This window comes from Kribbella sp. NPDC006257 (assembly GCF_040613535.1).
Classification (GTDB): domain Bacteria; phylum Actinomycetota; class Actinomycetes; order Propionibacteriales; family Kribbellaceae; genus Kribbella.
This window is the reverse complement of the sequence record NZ_JBEXSJ010000007.1, coordinates 233,732-255,017: the sequence shown is the minus strand read 5'-3', so window position 1 is coordinate 255,017 and position 21,286 is coordinate 233,732. Positions and strand designations below refer to the sequence as shown.

General features: G+C 67.7%; 19 protein-coding genes. 11 read left to right on the top strand and 8 right to left on the bottom strand.

The window, feature by feature from the left end; genetic code table 11:
• Positions 1-8: 8 nt before the first annotated feature.
• Both glpK and ABZ004_RS11675 read right to left on the bottom strand, forming a co-directional pair.
• Positions 9-1,526, bottom strand: a complete 1,518-nt coding sequence (gene glpK / locus ABZ004_RS11680; RefSeq protein WP_355679752.1) for a glycerol kinase GlpK — start codon at positions 1,524-1,526, stop codon at positions 9-11.
• Entirely contained in the window at positions 1,526-2,284 is a 759-nt protein-coding gene (locus ABZ004_RS11675; protein WP_355679751.1) for an IclR family transcriptional regulator, read from the bottom strand. Before ABZ004_RS11675 ends, glpK begins: the two co-directional genes overlap by 1 nt.
• 262 nt (positions 2,285-2,546) lie before the next feature.
• Here ABZ004_RS11675 and ABZ004_RS11670 point away from each other — a divergent pair, with 262 nt between their 5' ends.
• Complete coding sequence (locus tag ABZ004_RS11670; protein ID WP_355679750.1) at positions 2,547-5,183, top strand: PKD domain-containing protein; 2,637 nt, start codon at positions 2,547-2,549, stop codon at positions 5,181-5,183.
• Positions 5,184-5,285: 102 nt separating this feature from the next.
• Here the strand turns inward: ABZ004_RS11670 and ABZ004_RS11665 are convergent, their stop codons facing one another.
• Together ABZ004_RS11665 and ABZ004_RS11660 are read right to left on the bottom strand one after the other, a co-directional pair.
• Positions 5,286-6,971 (bottom strand): ribonuclease J, encoded by a 1,686-nt coding sequence (locus tag ABZ004_RS11665; protein WP_355679749.1) that lies wholly within the window; start codon positions 6,969-6,971, stop codon positions 5,286-5,288.
• Positions 6,972-7,074: 103 nt separating this feature from the next.
• On the bottom strand, positions 7,075-7,962 hold the full coding sequence (locus tag ABZ004_RS11660) for a PD-(D/E)XK nuclease family protein (RefSeq protein WP_355679748.1): 888 nt from the start codon (positions 7,960-7,962) through the stop codon (positions 7,075-7,077).
• A gap of 147 nt (positions 7,963-8,109) precedes the next feature.
• On the opposite strand from ABZ004_RS11660, the gene ABZ004_RS11655 reads away from it, so the two are divergent.
• From ABZ004_RS11655 to ABZ004_RS11635, 5 genes are all read left to right on the top strand, one after another.
• Positions 8,110-8,979 carry an intradiol ring-cleavage dioxygenase gene (locus ABZ004_RS11655; RefSeq protein WP_355679747.1) on the top strand — a complete coding sequence of 290 codons (870 nt, stop codon included), beginning with the start codon at positions 8,110-8,112 and terminating at the stop codon, positions 8,977-8,979.
• A gap of 199 nt (positions 8,980-9,178) precedes the next feature.
• On the top strand, positions 9,179-10,330 hold the full coding sequence (locus ABZ004_RS11650; RefSeq protein WP_355679746.1) for a site-2 protease family protein: 1,152 nt from the start codon (positions 9,179-9,181) through the stop codon (positions 10,328-10,330).
• Positions 10,331-10,559: 229 nt separating this feature from the next.
• The gene (locus ABZ004_RS11645; protein WP_355679745.1) at positions 10,560-11,516 is read left to right on the top strand and encodes a tRNA (adenine-N1)-methyltransferase; all 957 of its coding nucleotides are present in this window, start codon (positions 10,560-10,562) and stop codon (positions 11,514-11,516) included.
• Positions 11,517-11,585: 69 nt separating this feature from the next.
• Positions 11,586-13,331, top strand: a complete 1,746-nt coding sequence (arc, locus tag ABZ004_RS11640; RefSeq protein WP_355679744.1) for a proteasome ATPase — start codon at positions 11,586-11,588, stop codon at positions 13,329-13,331.
• Positions 13,332-13,761: 430 nt separating this feature from the next.
• The gene (locus ABZ004_RS11635; protein WP_355679743.1) at positions 13,762-14,103 is read left to right on the top strand and encodes a hypothetical protein; all 342 of its coding nucleotides are present in this window, start codon (positions 13,762-13,764) and stop codon (positions 14,101-14,103) included.
• Here ABZ004_RS11635 and ABZ004_RS11630 read toward each other — a convergent pair whose 3' ends face one another.
• The 4 genes from ABZ004_RS11630 to ABZ004_RS11615 form a co-directional block, all read right to left on the bottom strand.
• Positions 14,104-14,916 carry a hypothetical protein gene (locus ABZ004_RS11630; protein ID WP_355679742.1) on the bottom strand — a complete coding sequence of 271 codons (813 nt, stop codon included), beginning with the start codon at positions 14,914-14,916 and terminating at the stop codon, positions 14,104-14,106.
• Positions 14,913-15,557, bottom strand: coding sequence for an RNA polymerase sigma factor (locus ABZ004_RS11625; RefSeq protein WP_355679741.1), 645 nt, complete (start codon positions 15,555-15,557; stop codon positions 14,913-14,915). The genes ABZ004_RS11630 and ABZ004_RS11625 overlap by 4 nt, the downstream gene beginning before the upstream one ends.
• 72 nt (positions 15,558-15,629) lie before the next feature.
• Positions 15,630-16,373, bottom strand: a complete 744-nt coding sequence (locus tag ABZ004_RS11620) for a phosphotransferase (protein ID WP_355679740.1) — start codon at positions 16,371-16,373, stop codon at positions 15,630-15,632.
• Entirely contained in the window at positions 16,370-16,870 is a 501-nt protein-coding gene (locus ABZ004_RS11615) for an NUDIX domain-containing protein (RefSeq protein WP_355679739.1), read from the bottom strand. The genes ABZ004_RS11620 and ABZ004_RS11615 overlap by 4 nt, the downstream gene beginning before the upstream one ends.
• Positions 16,871-16,943: 73 nt before the next feature.
• Between ABZ004_RS11615 and dop the strand changes: the two genes are divergently transcribed.
• From dop to ABZ004_RS11590, 5 genes are read left to right on the top strand one after another with little or no spacing between them, the layout of a single operon-like run.
• Positions 16,944-18,464, top strand: coding sequence for a depupylase/deamidase Dop (dop, locus tag ABZ004_RS11610; RefSeq protein WP_355679738.1), 1,521 nt, complete (start codon positions 16,944-16,946; stop codon positions 18,462-18,464).
• A gap of 58 nt (positions 18,465-18,522) precedes the next feature.
• Positions 18,523-18,732, top strand: coding sequence for a ubiquitin-like protein Pup (locus tag ABZ004_RS11605; protein WP_112238945.1), 210 nt, complete (start codon positions 18,523-18,525; stop codon positions 18,730-18,732).
• A gap of 8 nt (positions 18,733-18,740) precedes the next feature.
• Positions 18,741-19,580: a proteasome subunit beta gene (prcB, locus tag ABZ004_RS11600; protein WP_355679737.1), complete on the top strand. Its 840-nt coding sequence runs from the start codon at positions 18,741-18,743 to the stop codon at positions 19,578-19,580.
• A gap of 48 nt (positions 19,581-19,628) precedes the next feature.
• The gene (gene prcA, locus ABZ004_RS11595; RefSeq protein ID WP_355679736.1) at positions 19,629-20,507 is read left to right on the top strand and encodes a proteasome subunit alpha; all 879 of its coding nucleotides are present in this window, start codon (positions 19,629-19,631) and stop codon (positions 20,505-20,507) included.
• Positions 20,504-21,109 carry an NUDIX hydrolase gene (locus ABZ004_RS11590; RefSeq protein WP_355679735.1) on the top strand — a complete coding sequence of 202 codons (606 nt, stop codon included), beginning with the start codon at positions 20,504-20,506 and terminating at the stop codon, positions 21,107-21,109. Before prcA ends, ABZ004_RS11590 begins: the two co-directional genes overlap by 4 nt.
• Positions 21,110-21,286 lie beyond the last annotated feature (177 nt).

Genomic DNA, 21,286 nt, shown 5'->3' with positions numbered 1-21,286 from the left:
TGGCGCCCTCAAGAGTCCGGGGCATCGGGCCGGATCCAGCCGAAGGTTCGCTGCACCGCGGCCTGCCAGTTGGCGTATTCGGTGGCGCGGCGGGTGGGGTCCATATTGGGCAGCCACTGGCCGGCCCGATGCCAATTGCTCCGGAGACCTTCGAGGTCGGGCCAATAGCCGACCGCGAGACCCGCGGCGTACGCGGCGCCGAGCGAGACGGTTTCGGTCACCATCGGCCGGACGACCCGCACGTCCAGAAGGTCGGCCAGGAACTGCATGAGCAGGTTGTTCGCAGTCATCCCGCCGTCGACCTTGAGCGCGGTCAGCGCAATGCCGGAGTCCGCGTTCATCGCGTCGACCACCTCGAGCGTCTGGAAACCGGTGGCCTCCAGCACGGCTCGGGCCAGATGGCCTTTGGTGATGTACGACGTGAGGCCGGCGATCACCCCACGGGCCTCGCTGCGCCAATGCGGTGCGAACAGACCGGAGAAGGCGGGCACGATGTAGGCGCCGCCGTTGTCCTCGACGGTTCGCGCGAGCGTCTCGATCTCGGCGGCGGTATGGATCAGGCCGAGCCCGTCGCGGAACCACTGCACGAGCGACCCGGTGACCGCCATCGAGCCTTCCAGCGCGTACGCCGCGGGCTCGGAGCCGATCTGGTAAGCGACCGTGGTGAGCATCCCGTGCGTCGACCGGACGATCTCCTTGCCGGTGTGCAGAAGCAGGAACGACCCGGTGCCGTAGGTGCACTTCGCCTCGCCCGGGCTGAAACACGTCTGCCCGAACAAGGCGGCCTGCTGATCACCGAGAGCCGCCCCGATCCGTACGCCGGGAAGTACCTCGGTCGCGGTCGCGAACACCCCGGACGACGGGCGGATCTCCGGCAGCACCGAGCGTGGAACGTCGAACGCCGCGAGTAGTTCGTCGTCCCATTCCAGCGTCTCGATGTTCATCAGCATCGTGCGGCTGGCGTTCGTCACGTCGGTCGCGTGCAATCCGCCGTCGGGGCCGCCGGTGAAGTTCCAGATCAGCCAGGATTCCATCGTGCCGAAGAGCACCTCGCCACGTTCGGCCCGCCCGCGCAGGCCTGGGGTGTGGTCGAGCATCCAGCGCAGTCTGGGCGCCGAGAAGTACGTCGTCAGTGGCAGGCCGCAGAGATCGGCGAACCGGTCCGGGCCCTCGTCGCCGGCCAGCTCCTTGATGAGCCGGTCCGTCCGGGTGTCCTGCCAGACGACGGCGTGCCCGATCGGCTGGCCGGTGCGGCGGTCCCAGAGCAGGCTGGTCTCCCGCTGGTTGGTGATGCCGATGGCAACGATCTGGGCCGGCTCGGCGTCGATCTGGCGGATCGCGGACGGCACCACCCGGGTGACGTTGCGCCAGATCTCGGCCGCGTCGTGCTCGACCCAGCCCGGGCGCGGGAAGTACTGCTTGTGCTCGCGCTGTGCGACCGACACCAGCCGCCCGCGCCGGTCGAACAAGATGCACCGGGTCGAGTTGGTCCCCTGATCCACCGCCGCCACATACTGCTCAGCCATCAGCGGTCCTCTCGGAGGTCGCGGCCGATGGCTTCGGCGGTGGCCCGGACCATGGTGACCAGATCGGTCCGGTGCCGGAGCCGGCTGTCGCAGATCCGCTCGATCCGGCCGGTCAGCCCGACCGCGCCGACCACGAGCCCGCCGAGCCCACGGATCGGCGCCGCGATCCCCGCCAGCTCCACCGTATGCTCCTCGAACTCACCCGCCCAGCCCTTGGCCCGTACGGCGGCCAGCTCCTCCAGCAACTTGGCAGGCTCGACAACCGTCCGAGTCGTGTACGCCTCCAGCTTGCGGGGCTTGGCCGTCCCGGCCGCATCGAAGGCGAGTACCGCCTTCCCGAGCGCGCAGGCGTGCGGCGGCAACGTCGTACCGACATCGAGGTCCTGGTCGCTGTCGTCGGGCCGGAAGACGTGGTGGACCACGACCACCTTGCCCTCGACGAGCCGGCCGACGCGGACGACCTCGCCGCTGCGGGAGGCGAGCGAGTCGGCCCAGTTGATCGCGCGGCTGCGGAGCTCGTTCGGGTCGAGGTAGGTCTCGCCGAGCCGGCCGAAGGCGTCGCTCAGCCGGTAGTGCGCGCCGGTGCGGTCCTGCTCCACGAAGCCGACCTGGTGCAGGGTGCGGAGGATGCCGTGCACGGTCGCCTTGGCCAGCCCGAGCGCGTTGGCGAGATCGGCGACGCCGAGTCCGTTCGGCGCCGTGGCCAGCAGTCGCAGCACGGCGGCAGCTCGCTCGATGGATTGCACGCTGCCCGGCACACCCCGCAGGCTACCGGTGAATCCCTTTCCTGGCTCCGGTTCGCGGGCGGTGGCGCCGCTCGTTCGGTCCCGATCGCCCGCCGTACGTCGAGGGCCGCTGCAGGGCGTGACCGCCGCACTACAGCGAAACTCCGATCGCCCGATCGGACCGAGCCCGCGACCCGTTGACACCCGGCCCGGGGCAGAGCACCTTCAGGGGAGAGGTCACCGAGGGGAACAGGCGAAATCTCGCCAGGGGGTGACCTCGGGGGGTTCTATGAGCATGTCCAGATCTGTCCGTGTTCGACTGTTGTCCGGCAGCGTGGTGGCGCTGCTGGTGACACCGTTGATGCTGTTGTGGTCGGCAACGCCGGCCGCCGCGGCGAACGTGACCGCGACCTTGGTCCGAACGGTGCTGACCTCGAACTTCAATCCACCCGCACCCGATCCGTCCGGCATCACCTACAACAGCGACCGCGACACCCTGCTGATCTCCGATGCCGAGGTGGACGAGGTCAGCATCTTCCACAACGTCAACCTGTACGAGACCAGTCGCCTCGGGGTCTTGCAGGACACCGGCGTCACCACCTCCTACACGCACGAGCCGGCCGGCATCGGCTACAACCCGGCGAACAAGCACGTCTTCTTGTCGGACGACGACCAGGCTCGGGTGTACGAACTGGCCGGCGGACCCGACGGTCGCTACGGAACGAGCGACGATGTCCGTACGACGTTCAGTACAGCGGCCTTCGGCGGCGGGGACTCCGAAGATGTCGAGTACTTCCCGCCGACCAACGAGGTGTTCGTCCTCGAAGGCGCGGACACCGATGTCCATCGGGTCTCACCCGGACCGGACGGGCTGTTCAACGGTGTCGCACCGGCCGGCGACGACATCGACACGGAGTTCGACATCGGCCAGTACGGCGTGGACGACCCGGAGGGAATCGGCTTCTACCCGGGCCGGAACACGGTGCTGGTCGTCGACAGCGCCTCCGAAACGGCGTACGAGTTCAACCGGAACATGCAACTGGTGAACAAGATCAACATCGCGGCCTCGAACCAGGTCTTCGCGGCCGGGATCACCGTCGCTCCGGCGACCAACGATCCGTCCCGGTGGGATCTGTACATCGTCGACCGCGGCGTGGACAACGACACGAACGCCTCGGAGAACGACGGCAAGCTGTACGAGATGTCGGTGAATCTGCCGCCGATCCCGAACCTGGCGCCGGTGGTCACGGTGGGACCTGATCAGCCGACCCATGTCGGCGAACCGCTCGCCTTGCAGGCCGTCGTACGGGATGACGGGTTGCCCACTCCTTCGACGACAGTCGACTGGGAGATTGTGAGTGGGCCGGGGACGGTCACCTTCGGGTCGCCGCAGTCGGCCCAGACTTCTGCGACGTTCAGTGCGGCGGGCACTTACGTCGTACGGGCGGTGGGTAGTGACTCCGCTTTGAGTGGGTCCGACGATTTACGCGTCAGCGTCGTCGCGCCTGGTGGGGCGCTGCCGCTGGATACTCCGGTGCAGCGGGCGTTCGACGATGTCGAGCAGCGTCCGACCGGGTATGCGGACTGGGTCGGTACGACGCTGAACGTGCCGAATGCCGGTGGGACCACGCAGACGATCGGGCTGCGGTTCGACAACCTCGACGTGCCGCAGGGGGCGACCGTCACCGAGGCGTGGATCCAGTTCACTTCGGCGGGAGCGAACTCCGGGACGACGGCGGTCCAGATCTACGGCATCGCGGAGAACGACACTCCGGCCTTCACCACGGCACCGACCGGTGTCACGTCGCGTCCACGAACGGCGGCGCGGTCGACGTGGAATGCGGCTGCGTGGACCGGGACCGGTCAGGCGGGGACTACGCAGCGGACGTCCGATTTGAAGGCTGTGGCGCAGGAGGTGCTGAGTCGGCCTGGGTGGCGTCGGGGCAATGCGTTGGGATTCTCCATGAGCGGCACGGGGGAGCGGCGTGCGTCGTCTCATGACGGGCCTGCTACTCCGGTGTTGCACTTGGCCTACACGGTTGCCGGTGGCAACAGTTCGCCGATGGCGGCCTTCACGTCCAGTTGTACCGGGTTGTCCTGCAGCTTCGACGGCTTGGGGTCGTCCGATGCTGAGGGGCCGCTTGCTGGGTATGCGTGGGACTTTGGTGACGGCGGTACGGGGTCGGGAGTTCAGCCAAGTCACACCTATGCGGCGGCCGGCACCTACACGGTCGCGCTGACGGTGACCGACTCGGGCGGGGCGACTAACCGGGTCACGCATGCGGTCACGGTGAGTTCGACCACCACTGGGATCTCTTTCCGCGGCGCGAACGGTTTCGTCGGCAATGCGACGACTCCGGCTCTCACGGTGCCGAGCACTGTGCAGGCGGGCGATGTGCTGATGCTGTTCGCGACGTTGAATCTGACGACGTCGTCGGTGAGTGGTCCGTCGGGTGTTACCGGGTGGACCGCTGTGGAGAACTTCGTCGTCGGGTCGCAGCGGACGATGGCGTGGTCGAAGATCGCGTCCGCTAGCGATGCGGGGTCAGCTGTCCGGCTGACCTTTGATGTCTATACGAAGGTCGCTCTTCAGCTGACCGGGTACGCCGGTGCGTCGCTGGGGACGGTGGCGCAACGGTCGGACGCGACAGCCGCGACGGCTCACGTAACTCCGGTAGTGAACGTGACGACCGGTGGATCGTGGCTGCTGTCCTACTGGTCCGACAAGTCGTCGACGACCACCAACTGGACGGAACCGGCCGGTGCCGTCGCCCGAGACGAACGAATCGGATCGGGCAGCGGGCTGATCGCGGCCCTCGTCGCGGACAGCGCTGCCCCAGTACCGACCGGCACCGCCGGCGGCCTAACGGCAACAACGAACGCCACCAGCCGAGCCGGGATGATCAGCATCGTGTTGACCCCGTCGGGATAGCGAGAGGGCGCGGCGCCGGACGCTCGTAATACGGGCGCTTGGTGCCGCGGTCCGAGGGCGGCGCTGGGTGTGAACCCGGCGCCGCCTTGCTCGACGGTGGGATCAGGCGTCGATGACGACTGGGATGATGACTGGGCGGCGGCGCCAGTGGCGGTAGGTCCAGTTGCCGACGGCGCGGCCGACGAGTTCTTCGAGTTGGTGCACCTCGCCGATGCCTTCGTTCGCCGCCTTGGCGAGGGTGTCGGCGATGATCGGCTCGACCGCCTTGAAGGTGGTGTCGTCGTGGACGAACCCGCGGGCCAGGAAGTCCGGCGGCTCGGCCAGCTTGCCGGTGTGGGCATCGACCAACAGGACGACCGTGACGACGCCTTCCTCGGCCAGCGCTCGCCGATCCTTCAGGTTCGCCTCGGTAACGCCGCCGACAGTCATCGCGTCGACGTACACGTACCCGGCGTCGACCTTGCCGGTGATCCGTGCGCGACCCTTGTCCAGGTCCACGACCACGCCGTCCTCGGCGATGATCACCCGATCAGCCGGTACGCCGGTGGCGACGGCGAGCGCCGCGTTCGCCTTGAGGTGCCTGTACTCACCGTGGATCGGCATCACGTTGCGCGGTTTGACCAGGTTGTAGCAGTAGACGAGCTCGCCGGCGCTGGCGTGACCGGAGACGTGCACCTTCGCGTTGCCCTTGTGGACGACGTTGGCACCCCACCGGATCAGGCCGTTGATGACCGCGTAGATCGCGTTCTCGTTGCCGGGGATCAGCGAGCTGGCCATCAGCACGGTGTCGCCCTCGCCGATCCGGATCATGTGATCGCGGTTCGCCATCCGGGACAGCGCGGCCATCGGCTCGCCCTGCGACCCGGTGCAGACCAGCGTGACCTTGCGGTCGGGGAGCTTCTCCAGCTCCTTCAGGTCGACGATCAGGCCCTTCGGGATCTTCAGGTAGCCGAGATCACCGGCGATGCCCATGTTGCGGACCATCGAGCGGCCGACGAAGGCGACCTTGCGGCCACCGGCCTTGGCGGCGTCGAGGACCTGCTGGATCCGGTGCACGTGGCTGGCGAAGCTGGAGACGATGATCCGGCCGGGCGCCGTCCGGAAGACGGTGTCGATGGCCGGGCCGAGGTCCTTCTCGGCGGTGGTGAAACCGGGCACCTCGGCGTTGGTGGAGTCCGTCATGAACAGGTCGACGCCTTGCTCGCCGAGCTTGGCGAATCCGCGCAGGTCGGTGAGCCGGCGGTCCAGCGGGAACTGGTCCATCTTGAAGTCGCCGGTGTGCAGGACGACGCCGGCCCGGGTCCGGATCGCCACCGCGAGGCCGTCCGGGATCGAGTGGTTGACGGCGAAGAAGTCGCACTCGAAGGTGCCGAGCTTGCGCCGGTCGCCCTCCTTGACCTCGATCGTCTCCGGGCGGATCCGGTGTTCCTTCAGCTTGGCGGTGATGAACGCCAAGGTCAGCTTCGAACCGATCAGCGGGATGTCGCCGCGTTCCTTCAGCAGATACGGGACGCCGCCGATGTGGTCCTCGTGGCCGTGCGTCAGCACGATGCCGTCGATCTTGTCGAGGCGGTCGCGGATCCAGCTGAAGTCCGGCAGGATCACGTCGACGCCCGGCTGGTGCTCCTCCGGGAAGAGCACCCCACAGTCCACCACCAGCAGCCGGCCCTTGTGCTCGAACACGGTCATGTTGCGGCCGATCTCGCCGAGCCCGCCGAGCGCGACGATGCGCAGGGCGTTGTCCGGCAGGCGGGGCGGTGTTCCCAGGTCGGGATGCGGGTGACTCATAACCCGGACGGTATCGGAGAGTGGTGGTTGAACGTGGCACCGACCGGTACAAACAGGACCTCAATCACACCTGCTAGGCCCTCAGCCGGTACGCCGTATGCGGTCATCCGTCTACTCCGACCAGGTCTACGCCGGCCGATTCCTGGGCGACTTCTTCGACGGAGCGGGACGGGAGTGGCGGGGGAGTACCGCCCCAGGCCGGGCAGAGGGCCTTGTGGTCGCACCAGTCGCAGAGCGGACCCTTGCTCGGGCGCCAGTCGCCGGACTCGAGGGCCCTGGTGATCGCGCTCCACAACGCGGTGACCTTGCGCTCGCAGGCTCTGAGGTCCGCCTCGTCCGGCACATACCGGACGATCTCGCCGTTGCCCAGATACACCAGTTGCAGCATCGCCGGAACGACACCGCGCAGCCGCCAGAGCACGAGGGCGTAGAACTTCATCTGGAACAGGGCTTTGGCCTCGAAGAACTCCGACGGCGACCGCCCGGTCTTGTAGTCGACCACCCGGATCTCGCCGGTGGGCGCGACATCCAGCCGGTCGACATACCCCCGCAGCGTGAGCCCGGACTCCAGCTCGGTCTCGACGTACAGCTCCCGCTCGGCCGGCTCCAGCGCGTTCGGATTCTCCAGCGTGAAGTACTTCCCGAGCAGTTGATGTGCCTCGGCGAGCCACTTCGCGAGCTCCTCACCCTCGGCATCCTCCGCGAACAGCTCCGCGACCTCGGGCTCGGCCTCCAAGACGTGCTGCCACTGCGGCTCGAGCATCTCGGCCGCCCGCTCCAGCGTCCGCTCACCGGCGGGCAGATCGAAGAGTCGCTCCAGCACGCCGTGCACGACGGTCCCGCGAACAGCCGCCGACGAAGGTTTCTCCGGCAGCCGGTCGATCACCCGGAACCGGTACTTGAGCGGGCAGCTCATGAAATCCGCCGCCCGGGACGGGGACAGCGCCCCGCGCGGGTGGCCGTGCACATCAACTGCCGCTGCAACACTCATACCGGAAGGCTAGGCGAGACCACCGACAGTCCGCTCGCACGCCGCACCTCACCTGTGGACAACTCACAGCGGACTCCCAGCAGACTTTCGGCAAACCATCGGTCCCGCTCGCAATCCTTGGGTGAACCACACCTGGAGGAGACCGCCATGACCCAGCCGCACGAACACGATCTCGGCCTCGTCCACGACCTCGGAACGCTCCGCCGCCGCAACGTCCTCCGCCTGATCGCCGGCGCCGGCCTCGCCACATTGGCCGGCTGCGCGGACGCCACCGACACCGCCGGTACGCCGAACAGCTCGGCGACCATCCCGAACAACTCGGCGACGACCTCGGGTACGCCGACGACCAGCCCATCTTCGGCCAGTACTCCGAGCAGCACCGCGGCCAGTTGCGCCGAGGAGATCCCGGAGGAGACCGCTGGTCCCTACCCGGGCGACGGGTCGAACGGCCCGAACGTGCTGACCGAGTCGGGGATCGTGCGGAGCGACCTGACGAAGTCCTTCGGGTCCGCCTCCGGGGTCGCCAAGGGAGTACCGCTCACCGTGCAACTCGTAGTACAGGACAGCGCCAAGTGCACTCCACTGGCTGGTGCTGCCGTCTACGTGTGGCACTGCGATGCAGAGGGCAGGTACTCGATGTACGACGACGAGATCGGCGACGAGAACTACCTGCGCGGAGTACAGGCGGCTGATGCCCAGGGCAAGGTCACCTTCACGACGATCTTCCCTGCGGCGTACCAGGGACGCTGGCCGCACATCCACTTCGAGGTGTACGCATCGCTGTCCGAGGCAACGGCTGCAGGGAAGATCAGTGCGACCTCCCAGCTCGCACTGCCCGAGGAGACGTGCAAGACGGTCTATGCGACGAGCGGGTACGACGGGAGCACGCAGAACCTGGCGCAGACCTCACTGCAGCGCGACATGGTGTTCGGAGACGACGGCGGCGTACGGCAGCTCGCTACTGTCACCGGCAGCGTGCAGGACGGATACACGGCCCGCCTCACCGTGGGTGTTTAGTGCCCCGCGTCGGAAGTTCTTTGGCGCTTGCGGCGCCCAGGCACGCACCTCACGGCAGCGGAGAAAAGGCCACGATGGAAAGCATCGAGGCCTTCCCTCCGCCACCGCGATGCACGCACCTGACCACCGCAATCACTCAAACAACTTCCGACGCGGGGCACTAGCTGGGTGTTACCGGTCGACCAGTAGCGTTACCTCGATGTCTGAGCCGCGCGATCCCCACAGTCCCGTCCAGCCTGCCGGTCCTACCCCCGGCACCTGGGTCCTCGGGCGTGTCAAAGGGGTCAAGCTCACCATGCGCGTCACGTGGCTGCCTGTCGCAGTACTGCTCGCGCTGGGCTTCTCCACTGTCATCGGCGAGCAGTTCCCGGAGCTGGGCAGCTGGCGGTACGTCGCGTCGTTCGCGTTCGTGGTCGCCTTCACCTTGTCGATCCTGATCCACGAGCTGGCGCACGCGCTGGTCGCGATGCGGTTCGACATTCCGGTGACCGAGATCAACCTCGGCTTCTTCGCGGCCGGTACGCACATCGAGGGTGAGCGGAAGAGCCCGTTCGAGGAGTTCGCGATCTCGATCGTCGGGCCGCTCGCGTCGCTCGTGGTGGGTGGGCTCGCCTATCTCGGTTCGCGGGCCATCGACGAGGGGGTCGGCTACGTCGCGCTGTTCGAACTGGCGCTGGCGAACCTGATCGTCGGGGTCACAAACCTGTTGCCCGGGCTGCCGCTGGACGGCGGCTGGGTACTGCGCGCCTTCGTGTGGAAGCTGACCGGCAACATGCATACCGGCACCATCGCCGCCGCGTGGGCCGGCCGGCTGATCGCGATCTCCGTCCTGGCCGCGCCGGTCATCCTCGAAGAGGTCTTCGACCGGCAGCCGACGATCATCGACTTCGTGATCGCGCTGCTGGTCGGCTTCTTCCTCTGGATGGGCTCGACGGCGTCGCTCATGCAGGCCCGGTTGCGCCGCAAGCTGCCCGCCTTGCAGGTGCGCACGATGGCGCGCCGGGCGATCGCCGTACATTCCGGTACGCCGGTATCGGAGGCGGTCCGGATGGCCTCGGAGCAGCGCGCCGGTGCTGTCGTCGTGATGGACGGCGAGGGCCGGCCGCACGCGCTCGTCTCGGAGTCGGCCGTCAACGCGGTCGCCCCGAACCAGCGCCCGTGGACCACCGTCGGCGAGGTCTCCACCCGGATCGTCGCGGGCCACATCATCGGCGTCAACGACACCGGCGAAGAGATCCTCACCACCCTCCGCAAGAACCCCGCCTCGGAGTACCTCGTCCTCGACCCCGAAGGCCAGGTCTACGGCGTCCTAGCCACCGCCGACATAGAAGCAGCCTTCCGCACCCGCTGAGCCAGCTGCCCCAGCTGCCCGGCCGCCCCCAGCTGCCCCGGGCTGCCCCGGCTGCCCCGGCTACCCGGCCGCCCCCGGCTGCCCCGGCTGCTCACGGCTGGAGGGTTTTTCGCCCACTGACGCGCCTATTTCGCGGCATCGGCCGAACATCGCGTCAGTGGCCGTCCTCTCAAGAGAGGGAGAGCACGATGCGGGTGGTGGATGGGGTGGAAGTTAGGGTGAGCGCCTTATGTCTGATCTTCGTGATTTTCCTGATGCTTCGTTCTCCGGGGTGCACCATGGGCCGCTGCAGGCGGGGGAGTGGATCACTCTCTCGGACTCGAAGGGCCGGCGGCACTCGGTTTTTCTGGAGCGGGGGAAGGTCTTCCACACCACCAAGGGCGGGATCGAGCACGACGAGCTGATCGACGGGCCGGATGCGGTGGTGGTGCGCTCCAAGGGCGGAGTTGAGTACCTCGCGCTCAGGCCGTTGATGGCGGACTACTCGGTGTCGATGCCGCGGGGTGCCGCGGTGATCTACCCGAAGGACACCGCCCAGATCGTGACGATGGCCGACATCTTCCCGGGCGCCAAGGTCGTCGAGGCCGGCGCCGGCTCGGGTGCGCTGACGACCGCGTTGCTCAGAGCCGTCGGTATTCACGGCCAAGTGATCTCCTTCGAGCGTCGCGAGGACTTCGCCGAGGTGGCCCGGAAGAACGTCACCGGGTTCTTCGGTGCCGAGCACCCCGCCTGGACGCTGAATGTCGGCGACCTGGTGGAGTCGCTCGAGGAGGAAGACGTCGACCGCGTCGTACTGGACATGCTTGCCCCCTGGGAGTGCGTGGACGCCGCTGCCGGTGCCCTGGTCCCGGGAGGCGTCTTCTGCGCTTACGTGGCCACTACGACCCAGCTGAGCCGGGTGGTGGAGACGCTGCGGGCTCACGGCGAGTTCACCGAGCCGCGGGCCTGGGAGTCGCTGGTGCGCGACTGGCACGTCGAGGGACTGGCGGTCCGGCCGGGGCACCGGATGCAGGGTCACACCGCCTTCCTGGTCACCGCGCGACGCATGGCGCACGGCGTACAGGCGCCCCGGAAGAAGCGCCGGCCGGCGCCTGGTGCGTACGGCGACGACTATTCCGGCCCGCGGAAGTCCGATACACCCACCGACACGCCGGAAGCAACGGATTCATCCGCAACCGACACGTGATGGGATTCAGCTTGCTCGGCGTGCTTTTCTGGGTAAGGTCCATAGGGTCGAGCCCCACATGGTGAGGTGATGATCGTGGCTGGAGACGAGAGTCCTACCGCGGCAGAGCTGCGTAACCAGGTCAGGTACCTGGAGGCCGAGGTCGCAGCGTTGCGGCGGAGGTTGTTGGAGCACCCGGCAGACAGCCGGTCGCTCGAAGGCAGACTGTCCGAAACCCAAGCGTCGTTGGCGAGCGTGACCGCACAGAACGAGCGGTTGGCGGAAACGCTGCGCGAGGCGCGCGAGAAGATCATCGCCCTGAAGGAGGAGGTCGACCGGCTGGCGCAACCGCCATCCGGTTTCGGGACCTACCTGGGCCGCAACGACGACGACACGCTGGACGTGTTCACCGGGGGACGCAAGCTCCGGGTCGCTGCGAGTCCGTCAGTTGACTTGGACGCGCTCAAGCTCGGCCAGGAACTGATGCTGAACGAGGCGTTGAACGTGGTCGAGGCCTGCGACTTCGAAGTCGTCGGCGACGTGGTGATGTTGAAGGAGCTGCTGGCCGACGGCGAGCGGGCGCTGGTGATCGCGCAGGCCGACGAGGAACGGGTCGTCCGGCTCGCCTCGCCACTGCTCGACATCGCGCTGCGGGCCGGTGACTCACTGCTGCTGGAGCCCCGCTCCGGCTATGTCTACGAGAAGATCCCGAAGTCCGAGGTCGAGGAGCTGATCCTCGAAGAGGTCCCGGACATCGACTACACCCAGATCGGTGGCCTGGCCGGCCAGATCGAGCAGATCCGGGACGCGGTCGAGCTGCCGTACCTGCACAAGGACCTGTTCCTGGAGCACGAGCTCAAGCCGCCGAAGGGCGTCCTGCTGTACGGCCCGCCGGGCTGTGGCAAGACGCTGATCGCGAAGGCGGTGGCGAACTCGCTGGCCAAGAAGGTGGCCGAGCGGACCGGGGTGGAGGGGCAGAAGTCGTTCTTCCTCAACATCAAGGGCCCGGAGCTGCTGAACAAGTACGTCGGTGAGACCGAGCGGCACATTCGCCTGGTCTTCCAGCGTGCTCGCGAGAAGGCCTCCGAGGGGATGCCGGTGATCGTGTTCTTCGACGAGATGGACTCGCTGTTCCGCACCCGCGGCTCCGGTGTCTCCTCCGACGTCGAGAACACCATCGTGCCGCAGCTGCTCAGCGAGATCGACGGCGTCGAGGGCTTGGAGAACGTCCTGGTCATCGGTGCCTCGAACCGCGAGGACATGATCGACCCGGCGATCCTGCGGCCGGGCCGGCTGGACGTGAAGATCAAGATCGAGCGCCCGGACGCGGAGTCCGCGCGGGACATCTTCTCGAAGTACCTGACCCCATCGCTGCCGCTGCACGCCGACGACCTCGGCGAGTTCGGTGGCGACCGGCGAGAGTGCGTCAACGGGATGATCCAACGCACGGTCGAGCGGATGTACACCGAGGCCGACGAGAACCGCTTCCTCGAGGTCACCTACGCCAACGGTGACAAGGAGGTCCTGTACTTCAAGGACTTCAACTCGGGCGCGATGATCCAGAACATCGTCGACCGGGCCAAGAAGATGGCGATCAAGGCCTTCCTGGACGACAACCAGAAGGGTCTGCGGGTGCAGCACCTGCTGCAGGCGTGCGTCGACGAGTTCAAGGAGAACGAGGACCTGCCGAACACGACCAACCCGGACGACTGGGCCCGGATCTCCGGCAAGAAGGGCGAGCGGATCGTCTACATCCGCACCCTCATCTCCGGCAAGCAGGGCACCGAACCAGGTCGCTCCATCGACACAGCGACCAACACAGGTCAGTACCTGTAAACAGCATTCCCAGAGCCGCCCCGGTCCCCTTCGGACCGGGGCGGCTCTTGCGTACTCCGTGACGCGGCTCCTCGTCGTACGGGCCGGTGTGAGTGCTGCCCGGGATACGTCTGAAGCTCCGGTACGCCCAGCAGCCGCACGGCGTACGGCTCAACCCCGGTACGCCGAGCAACCAGCCGCTCGGGCGAACGGCGAGAGGCGGCCAGGTGGGACCCGTCGGCACGCAGATGTGCCGGAGCATGGGGCGCTGGGGATTCGCCAAGCTCGAGGGGAGCGGTGGTGCTGCCGATGTGTGCAGGCGCCCGCTCTAACACCATCGCGGGGAAGTTGCCAGGGAGGTGGGTCTACCTGGTCCCGGGTTGGCGGACGGGGCGGGGGTCAGGGTTTCCCCTGATCCGGGGTGGGGTCTGGGCGGCGTACGGTCGTCGGTATGGCGACGGAAGAGATTCGCAAGGACCTGCGTGCGGCGGTGGCGGCGCGTCAGGAGCTCGGGCCGGACTACGAGCCCGAGATCATCGAAGGGTTCCTCGCGAAGCTCGACGCGCAGACCGCGCAGCATCTCGCCGCGCCGCCGGTGCAGGCGCCCAAGCCGGTCCGCGAAGGCGACCCGGGCGGCCTCGCGCTGGCGATCATCTCGGTCACCGCCGGCATCCCGATCACCGCCATCGCCGCCGCCCAGGAAGGCGTCGTCGCCATGTTCGTCTGCTGGGGCGGCCTCGTCGGCATCAACCTGGCCCGCTCCATGTCGCGCTTCATCAGCCGCCAGCAGTAGTTACTTGCTCAGCGGCACCTGACGACCGCGGTTGTCGAAGGCCCGGAACTCGCGCACCTTGCCGGGTCTGTCCGACTTGCTGATGCTGTCGGCGGCGTCCGCATAAGCGATCCCGTCCTTGACCACGCCCTCGTACCACGGGCCGGCACCACCCGACCAGACCAGGCGTGACTGGATCCGGGCGATCTCGGGACGCACCTTGTACATCCCCCAGAACTCGTCGACCGAGACCGTCGGAGCGCCGTTCGGCGGCATGCCCGTCTCGATGTAGTTCAGCTCGTCGATCGCGAGGATGCCTTGAGCCGGAGTCGGTTCGGCTGTCCAAGCGCTGTCCAGGACATCATGGCCGGAACCGGTCGCAGTGCAGAAGAGGATCCCCAGGCTGCGGCCGGGCTGGGCCTTGGGCTGCGACACCTTCATCAGGGCCACCACGCCGGTCCGGTTCTTCTCGTTGCTGATACTCGCGAACCGCTTCACCTTGCGGCTCCAAAGGATTTCGTCCCCGGTCTGGCGCAGAGCGGTCTGACAGGTCCGCTGCACCTTGGCCAGCTCGGCCGGGCTCGCCGGTCCGAGGTCGATCTTGATTGCGTCCGGGACGACCGAATCGGTCACTGCTGGTGCGGTGTTGTCACCCTGGTGACTGATGAGGGTCGCTCCGGCGATGACGGCGGCGACCGCGGTCACCGCGGCGACCGGGACGGCCCAGGGACGTGGCGTACGCCGTACGGGGGATTGCATGACGCGCCGGCGCAAGCGGGCGCGCTGCTCCACGGACAGCGGGGGGATCGGGGGCGGGTCCAACCTGGTGGTCATGAGAGCTCCTCGGAGAGCGCGATGCGGGAGAGCAGGTTGGGGAAGCGGCGGCGGGTTCGGTGCAGCCGGGCTTTGACGGTGCCGACCGGTACGCCGAGCGCGTCGGCGGTCTCGGCCAGCGTCAGCCCGGACCAGACGACCAGCTCGAGCGTCTCCCGTTCGTGCCGGGGAAGTTTGGCCAGCGCTTGCCGGATGGCGGACATCTGGCGTTCGTCGTCGAGCCGGCGGGCGACCTCGGCCGCGTGATCGGTCTCCGGGGACGGATCGGGCAGGCGCTCCACCAGGCTCCGGAACCGTCGGGTGGTGCGGAACAGGGAACGGCATTCGTTGCCTGCCACCACCAACAGCCAGCCACGGGCGCTCGGTGCGGTCAACGGGCCTGGCGGGTTGCGCTGGAAGCGTCGCCAGGTGCTCAGGAAGGTCGCCTGGACGACGTCCTCGGCGGCGGTCCAGGAGGCGGTACGGCGGAACGCGAAGCCGTACACGTCGTCGGCATAGCGGTCGAACAGTTCGCCCAGCGCGGACTGGTCGCCGGTTCGCAGACGGTCCCACAAGTCGGCGTCGACGCTCGGCACCGTCGCTCCGTCAACGCTCGGCACGGTCGCTCCGTCCGGAGTCGGTGCTGCAGATCCGGCGGCCATGGGCGGCTCCGTCTCGTCGGTCAGGGTGATGTTCACATCGGGGAGTGGCCGCTCACCCCGCCGATGGTTGCATCAGAGCCGGTCCAGAATCCCTTCGAGCGCCTCGTCGACCTCGTCCGGCAGGTCGAGCAGCAGTCCGCGATGGACGGCGCACCAAGGTCCGAGCCGATGCCAGTCGAGAGCGCGCTCCCGCAGCTCAGCCGTCACCTCGTAAGTCTGCGAGACCCCCTCGGCAACGACCGCCGGAGCGCCGTTGAGCAGCCAGGACAGGTCGAGCGCCGGATCACCGATCTCCGCGTCGGTCCAGTCGATGATCCCGGTGATCCGTCCGTCGCGTACCAGCAGGTGATCAGGCCCGAGATCGGCATGGATGAGCGCTGTCCGCACACCCTCGACGCGGTCCAGCAGAGCGGCGCCCGCAGCCTGATTCGCAGTGGGGAGGAGCGGAAGCACCAGCTCCCGAGCCTCAGCGAGAAACCTGTTCTTGTCAGCAGCTGCAGTGGAGGCATCGACAGCGCCATGCTCGACAGCCGCGACCGGGTCGACCCCATGCAGAGCCTTGAGAAACGCCCCGAGCTCGCGGCCCAGCGCAGTACTGGCTTGTGACAATGGCTCACCAACCAACAGTCGATGCCGTACGCCGTCCGCAGTGGGCTCCGGAATCGGTACGGGCAAGGGCAGCTGTGGTGCGAGCCAGGGGAGGAGCCGTGCTTCGGAGAGAAGACGTGGGCGGACCTCTTCGCGACGAGGAGCCCTGTGGAGCCAGTCGCCCTCCAACCAGGCTCTGCTGTCCCAGCCGTTGTCCGTGATCGTCATACAAAGCTCCGTACCAGCGGCCCGAGCAATGCGGCCGTGTCCGGCATCACCGGCCACGACGGGTCATCCAGCTTCGCGGCAAGCTCAGCAGGCGACATCCAGGCACCCCAGGCGACCTCCTCCGGCTGGTGTTCGATCGGCCCGTTCCACACACAGGTGTAGAGATAGGCGTGGTACGACGTGTTGTCGTCGGCGTAGTCGCCTTCGGGCAGCTTCACCAGGTCGGCCCCGACGATCCCGAGCTCCTCGGCCAGCTCGCGCACCACCGCGTCGTACGGGTCCTCGCCGGCCGCGACGACGCCACCGGCTGCGAAGTCGTAGTACGAGGGATAGACGTCCTTCGTGGCGGTCCGCTGGTGGACGTAGATGTCGCCGGAGCTGTTGCGGACCAGTACGCCGGTCGCCGCGTGGCGCAGGTTGTCCCTGCGCATCACCGAGCGTGGAGCGCTACCGCACACCCGTCCCTCGGAGTCCAGCAACGCCACGAGTTCGTCCATTTGGGCAGTCTCACACGTAACCCTGTGGACACGTCCACACCTTTAGTCCCCGGTACCGCGTAGGCTCGAAGCCATGAGTGTTCGGCGGATCATGGGCACCGAGACCGAGTTCGGGATCTCGGTGCCGGGCCAGCCCGGGGCGAACCCGATGCTGACCTCCAGCCAGGTAGTGAACGGCTACGCCCAGACGCAGCCACTGGCGCGCAAGACGAGGTGGGACTTCGACGAGGAGCACCCGCTGCGGGACGCGCGCGGCTTCGACCTGAGCCGGGAGGTGGCTGATTCCAGCCAGCTCACCGACGAGGAGACCGGGCTGGCCAACGTCATCCTGACCAACGGCGCGCGGTTGTACGTCGACCACGCCCACCCGGAGTACTCCGCGCCGGAGTGCACCAATCCGCGCGACGTGGTGGTCTGGGACAAGGCCGGCGAGCTGGTGATCATGGAGGGCGCACGGCAGGCCCGGCAGATCCCGGGGGCGCCGCCACTGAACCTGTACAAGAACAACACCGACAACAAGGGCGCGTCGTACGGCTCGCACGAGAACTACCTGATGCGCCGGTCGACCCCGTTCGCATCGATCGTGCGGCACCTGACGCCGTTCTTCGTCAGCCGCCAGGTGGTCACCGGCGCGGGCCGGGTCGGGATCGGCCAGGACGGTAACGCGCACGGCTTCCAGATCAGCCAGCGGGCGGACTACTTCGAGGTCGAGGTCGGCCTGGAGACGACGCTGAAACGGCCGATCATCAACACCCGCGACGAGCCGCACGCGAACCCGGACCGCTATCGCCGGCTGCACGTGATCATCGGCGACGCGAACCTGTCCGAGATCTCGACGTACCTGAAGGTCGGTACGACGTCACTCGTGCTCGCGATGATCGAGGACGGCTGGCTGACCGACGACCTGAGCGTCGACCGGCCGGTCACCGCGCTGCACGAGATCAGCCACGACCCGACCTGCACGCACCTGATGACGCTGAAGGACGGCCGCAAGATCACCGCCGTCCAGCTCCAGGTGGAGTATCTGGAGCAGGCCCGCAAGTACGTCGAGGACAAGTACGGCGACGACGCGGACCGGCAGACCAAGGACGTCCTGCAACGCTGGGAGAACGTCCTGGACCAGCTGGCCACCGACCCGATGAAGCTGGCCGACCAGCTCGACTGGGTCGCCAAGCTGAAACTGCTGCAGTCCTACCGCGATCGCGACGGCCTGGACTGGGACGACTCCAAGCTGCACCTGGTCGACCTCCAGTACGCCGATCTGCGACCGGACAAGGGCCTGTACTACAAGCTGGTGAAGGCCGGCCGGATGCAGCGCCTCGTCACCGACGAGGAGATCCGGATGGCCGTCTCACACCCGCCGACGGACACCCGCGCCTACTTCCGCGGCCGCTGCATGCAGCAGTACGCCGGTCAGGTGGCGGCCGCGTCCTGGGACTCGGTGATCTTCGATCTGCCGGGCAAGGAATCGTTGCAGCGCATCCCTACTTTGGACCCGTTGCGCGGTACCAAAGCCCATGTTGGGGCCTTACTTGACCAGTGCGACACCGCGAGTGACCTGGTTCGCACCATTACTGGGGGTGCCGCCGGGTAGGGTCGCTATAGAGAGTCGGTTGGGCGGCTTTCCACTGCGGTTCTAGGAGGTGTGTGCCATGGCGAAGGACGGCGGGCAGCAGCACAAGCAGCCGAAGCGTTCGACGACCGAGGAAGAGGTCACCGAGGTCAAGTCGACCGAGGATGCCGCCGAGCGCAAGGAACGGCTCGACGACGACGTGGACTCGATCCTCGACGAGATCGACGAGGTGCTGGAGGAGAACGCGGAAGAGTTCGTCCGCGGGTTCGTTCAAAAGGGTGGGGAGTGAACCGCTAGATGACATTCGATGCCTCCGGCCGGTTGCCGGAAGCCTTCCTGGTCCCAGGTGGCTCGTCCTTCATGGACTTCATCGCCGGGCACGCGCCCGACCTGTTGCCCGGACGACGCTCCCTGGGGTCGGCAGATTTCTCCGCCGACGTCCCGCACGGTACGACGATCGTCTCGGCCACCTTCCCCGGTGGCGTGCTGATGGCCGGCGACCGGCGGGCCACGATGGGCAACATCATCGCCCAGCGTGACATCGAGAAGGTCTTCCCCGCCGACGAGTACTCCGCGGTCGCGTTCGCGGGCTCGGCCGGATTCGGGATAGAGATGGTCCGGCTCTTCCAGGTCGAGCTGGAGCACTACGAGAAGCTCGAGGGCACCACGCTCAGCCTGGACGGCAAGGCGAACCGGCTCAGCGCGCTGATCCGGGGCAACCTGGCGATGGCGATGCAGGGCCTGGCCGTGGTGCCGCTGTTCGCGGGCTACGACGAGGACATCAAGGGCGGCCGGATCTTCTCCTACGACGCCACCGGCGGCCGGTACGAGGAGCATTCGTTCCACAGCGTCGGCTCGGGCTCGCTGTTCGCCCGGGGCGCGCTGAAGAAGCTCTACCGGCCGGACCTGTCCGAGTCGGAGTGCGCGACGGTCGCGGTCCAGTCCCTGATCGACGCGGCGGACGACGACTCGGCGACCGGCGGGCCGGACATGCTGCGCCGGATCTTCCCGGTGATCGGCGTGGTCACGGCCGACGGCTACCGGCGCCTGCCGGAGGACGAGGTGGCGTCGATCGTCGACGCCGTCTGGGCCGCCCGGCACGAGCGGCCCGACGGCCCGGCCTCCTCGCTGACCTGATGGTCTCGCTGACCTGAGCCCGCCCGCGCTTCGACGACAAGGACTTTCATGAGCGTTCCCTTTTACGTCTCTCCCGAACAGCTGATGCGGGACCGGGCGGACTTCGCCCGGAAGGGCATCGCCAAGGGCCGCAGCGCGATCGCACTGCAGTACGCCGACGGCATCCTGTTCGTGGCGGAGAACCGGTCACCCGCCCTGCACAAGGTGGCCGAGATCTACGACCGGATGGCGTTCGCCGCGGTCGGGCGGTACAACGAGTTCGAGAACCTGCGGATCGCCGGCGTCCGGCTGGCCGACATGCGCGGGTACTCCTACGACCGGCGGGACGTGACCGGCCGGGCACTGGCGAACGCGTACGCGCAGACGCTCGGTGCGATCTTCTCCTCCGGTGGCGAGAAGCCGCTCGAGGTGGAGATCCTGGTCGCGGAGATCGGCAACACGCCCGCCGCGGACCAGATCTACCGGCTCACCTACGACGGCTCGATCGCGGACGTCCGCGGGTACGCCGTGATGGGTGGACCGGCCGAGCAGGTCGCGGACTACATCGGTGAGCACTACGCCGAGGGGATCTCGCTCGCGGGCGCGCTCCGGCTCGCGGTCGATGCCCTCGGCCACGACGGCACCGAGACCCGGCAGCTCGAGCCGGACCAGCTCGAGGTCGCCGTGCTGGACCGGACCCGCTCGCAGGTGCGCAAGTTCAAGCGGATCTCCGAGGAGACGCTGGCCCGGATCCTGTCCGAGTCCAGGCCGGACACCTCGCCGACCACCGAACCGGGCGCGCACACCGAGACGCCGGAGTCGGTCAACGGCGGCAACTACGAAAGCGCCACCACGGACGGAGCCGACGACGCCCCGGTAGCACCGCCCGTCGAGGACGACACCCCGATCGCACCACCAGAAGACCCGGACACCAGCAACCCGCTATGACGGCTGAATCTGCGGCTGCCGGGGAATCATCTTCCCCGGCAGCTCGGCCTGCTGATCCGTTGCCGTGGGAGCTGATCGGCGAGAAACCGGCGTACGACGGATTTCTGACCGTCAAACGCAGGCGCTATCGGTTGCCGGACGGGCGTGAGGTCGACTGGGATGTTTTCGGGCCGGAGCTGAACTCCGGCTTCGCATCCGGGGTGACCGTACTGCCGTTGACTCCGGAGGGCCGGATCGTCACCGTCCGGATGTTCCGTGCCGGCCCGGATCAGGTGGTGACGAACCTGCCGGGCGGGCTGGTGGATCCGGGGGAGGAGCCGGCCGACGGCGGCCGCCGGGAGCTGGAGGAAGAGACCGGCTACACCTGCGAATCCATCGAGATCGTCAGCTGGTTGTGGGCCAGCTCGTCATCGGTCTTCCGCAAATACGTCGCGATCGCCCGCGGCTGCCGACCCGACGGCAAGCAAAACCTCGACGAGACCGAAGACTGCGTCCCGGTAGAACTCACCGTCGACGAGCTCCGCGCAGAACTCCGCAAACCAGGAGCCATGACCGGCACCGACGCGGCGTACGTGGCAATGGACCACGCCGGCCTCCTCTAATCCGCAACCTCGAACACCCACCCACCCGGCCGTCCGGTCACCAAATACCCCTCTCCAACCCCCGACAGCATGTCCGAACCTCCCGAACATTGCCCCGACCCCCGACGTCCTGGTGTGGAGGGTCTGACACCCGGGTCGGGGGTCCGGTCAGGAAATTCCCCTCCCGAACACCTGGTC

Excerpts from the sequence above, each read along its gene's own strand:
- glpK (WP_355679752.1), bottom strand. The coding sequence starts at position 1,526 with ATGGCTGAGCAGTATGTGGCGGCGGTGGATCAGGGGACCAACTCGACC.
- ABZ004_RS11670 (WP_355679750.1), top strand. The coding sequence starts at position 2,547 with ATGTCCAGATCTGTCCGTGTTCGACTGTTGTCCGGCAGCGTGGTGGCG.
- ABZ004_RS11665 (WP_355679749.1), bottom strand. The coding sequence starts at position 6,971 with ATGAGTCACCCGCATCCCGACCTGGGAACACCGCCCCGCCTGCCGGAC.
- ABZ004_RS11660 (WP_355679748.1), bottom strand. The coding sequence starts at position 7,962 with ATGAGTGTTGCAGCGGCAGTTGATGTGCACGGCCACCCGCGCGGGGCG.
- ABZ004_RS11655 (WP_355679747.1), top strand. The coding sequence starts at position 8,110 with ATGACCCAGCCGCACGAACACGATCTCGGCCTCGTCCACGACCTCGGA.
- ABZ004_RS11650 (WP_355679746.1), top strand. The coding sequence starts at position 9,179 with ATGTCTGAGCCGCGCGATCCCCACAGTCCCGTCCAGCCTGCCGGTCCT.
- ABZ004_RS11645 (WP_355679745.1), top strand. The coding sequence starts at position 10,560 with ATGTCTGATCTTCGTGATTTTCCTGATGCTTCGTTCTCCGGGGTGCAC.
- arc (WP_355679744.1), top strand. The coding sequence starts at position 11,586 with ATGATCGTGGCTGGAGACGAGAGTCCTACCGCGGCAGAGCTGCGTAAC.
- ABZ004_RS11635 (WP_355679743.1), top strand. The coding sequence starts at position 13,762 with ATGGCGACGGAAGAGATTCGCAAGGACCTGCGTGCGGCGGTGGCGGCG.
- ABZ004_RS11630 (WP_355679742.1), bottom strand. The coding sequence starts at position 14,916 with ATGACCACCAGGTTGGACCCGCCCCCGATCCCCCCGCTGTCCGTGGAG.
- ABZ004_RS11625 (WP_355679741.1), bottom strand. The coding sequence starts at position 15,557 with ATGGCCGCCGGATCTGCAGCACCGACTCCGGACGGAGCGACCGTGCCG.
- ABZ004_RS11620 (WP_355679740.1), bottom strand. The coding sequence starts at position 16,373 with ATGACGATCACGGACAACGGCTGGGACAGCAGAGCCTGGTTGGAGGGC.
- ABZ004_RS11615 (WP_355679739.1), bottom strand. The coding sequence starts at position 16,870 with ATGGACGAACTCGTGGCGTTGCTGGACTCCGAGGGACGGGTGTGCGGT.
- dop (WP_355679738.1), top strand. The coding sequence starts at position 16,944 with ATGAGTGTTCGGCGGATCATGGGCACCGAGACCGAGTTCGGGATCTCG.
- ABZ004_RS11605 (WP_112238945.1), top strand. The coding sequence starts at position 18,523 with ATGGCGAAGGACGGCGGGCAGCAGCACAAGCAGCCGAAGCGTTCGACG.
- prcB (WP_355679737.1), top strand. The coding sequence starts at position 18,741 with ATGACATTCGATGCCTCCGGCCGGTTGCCGGAAGCCTTCCTGGTCCCA.
- prcA (WP_355679736.1), top strand. The coding sequence starts at position 19,629 with ATGAGCGTTCCCTTTTACGTCTCTCCCGAACAGCTGATGCGGGACCGG.
- ABZ004_RS11590 (WP_355679735.1), top strand. The coding sequence starts at position 20,504 with ATGACGGCTGAATCTGCGGCTGCCGGGGAATCATCTTCCCCGGCAGCT.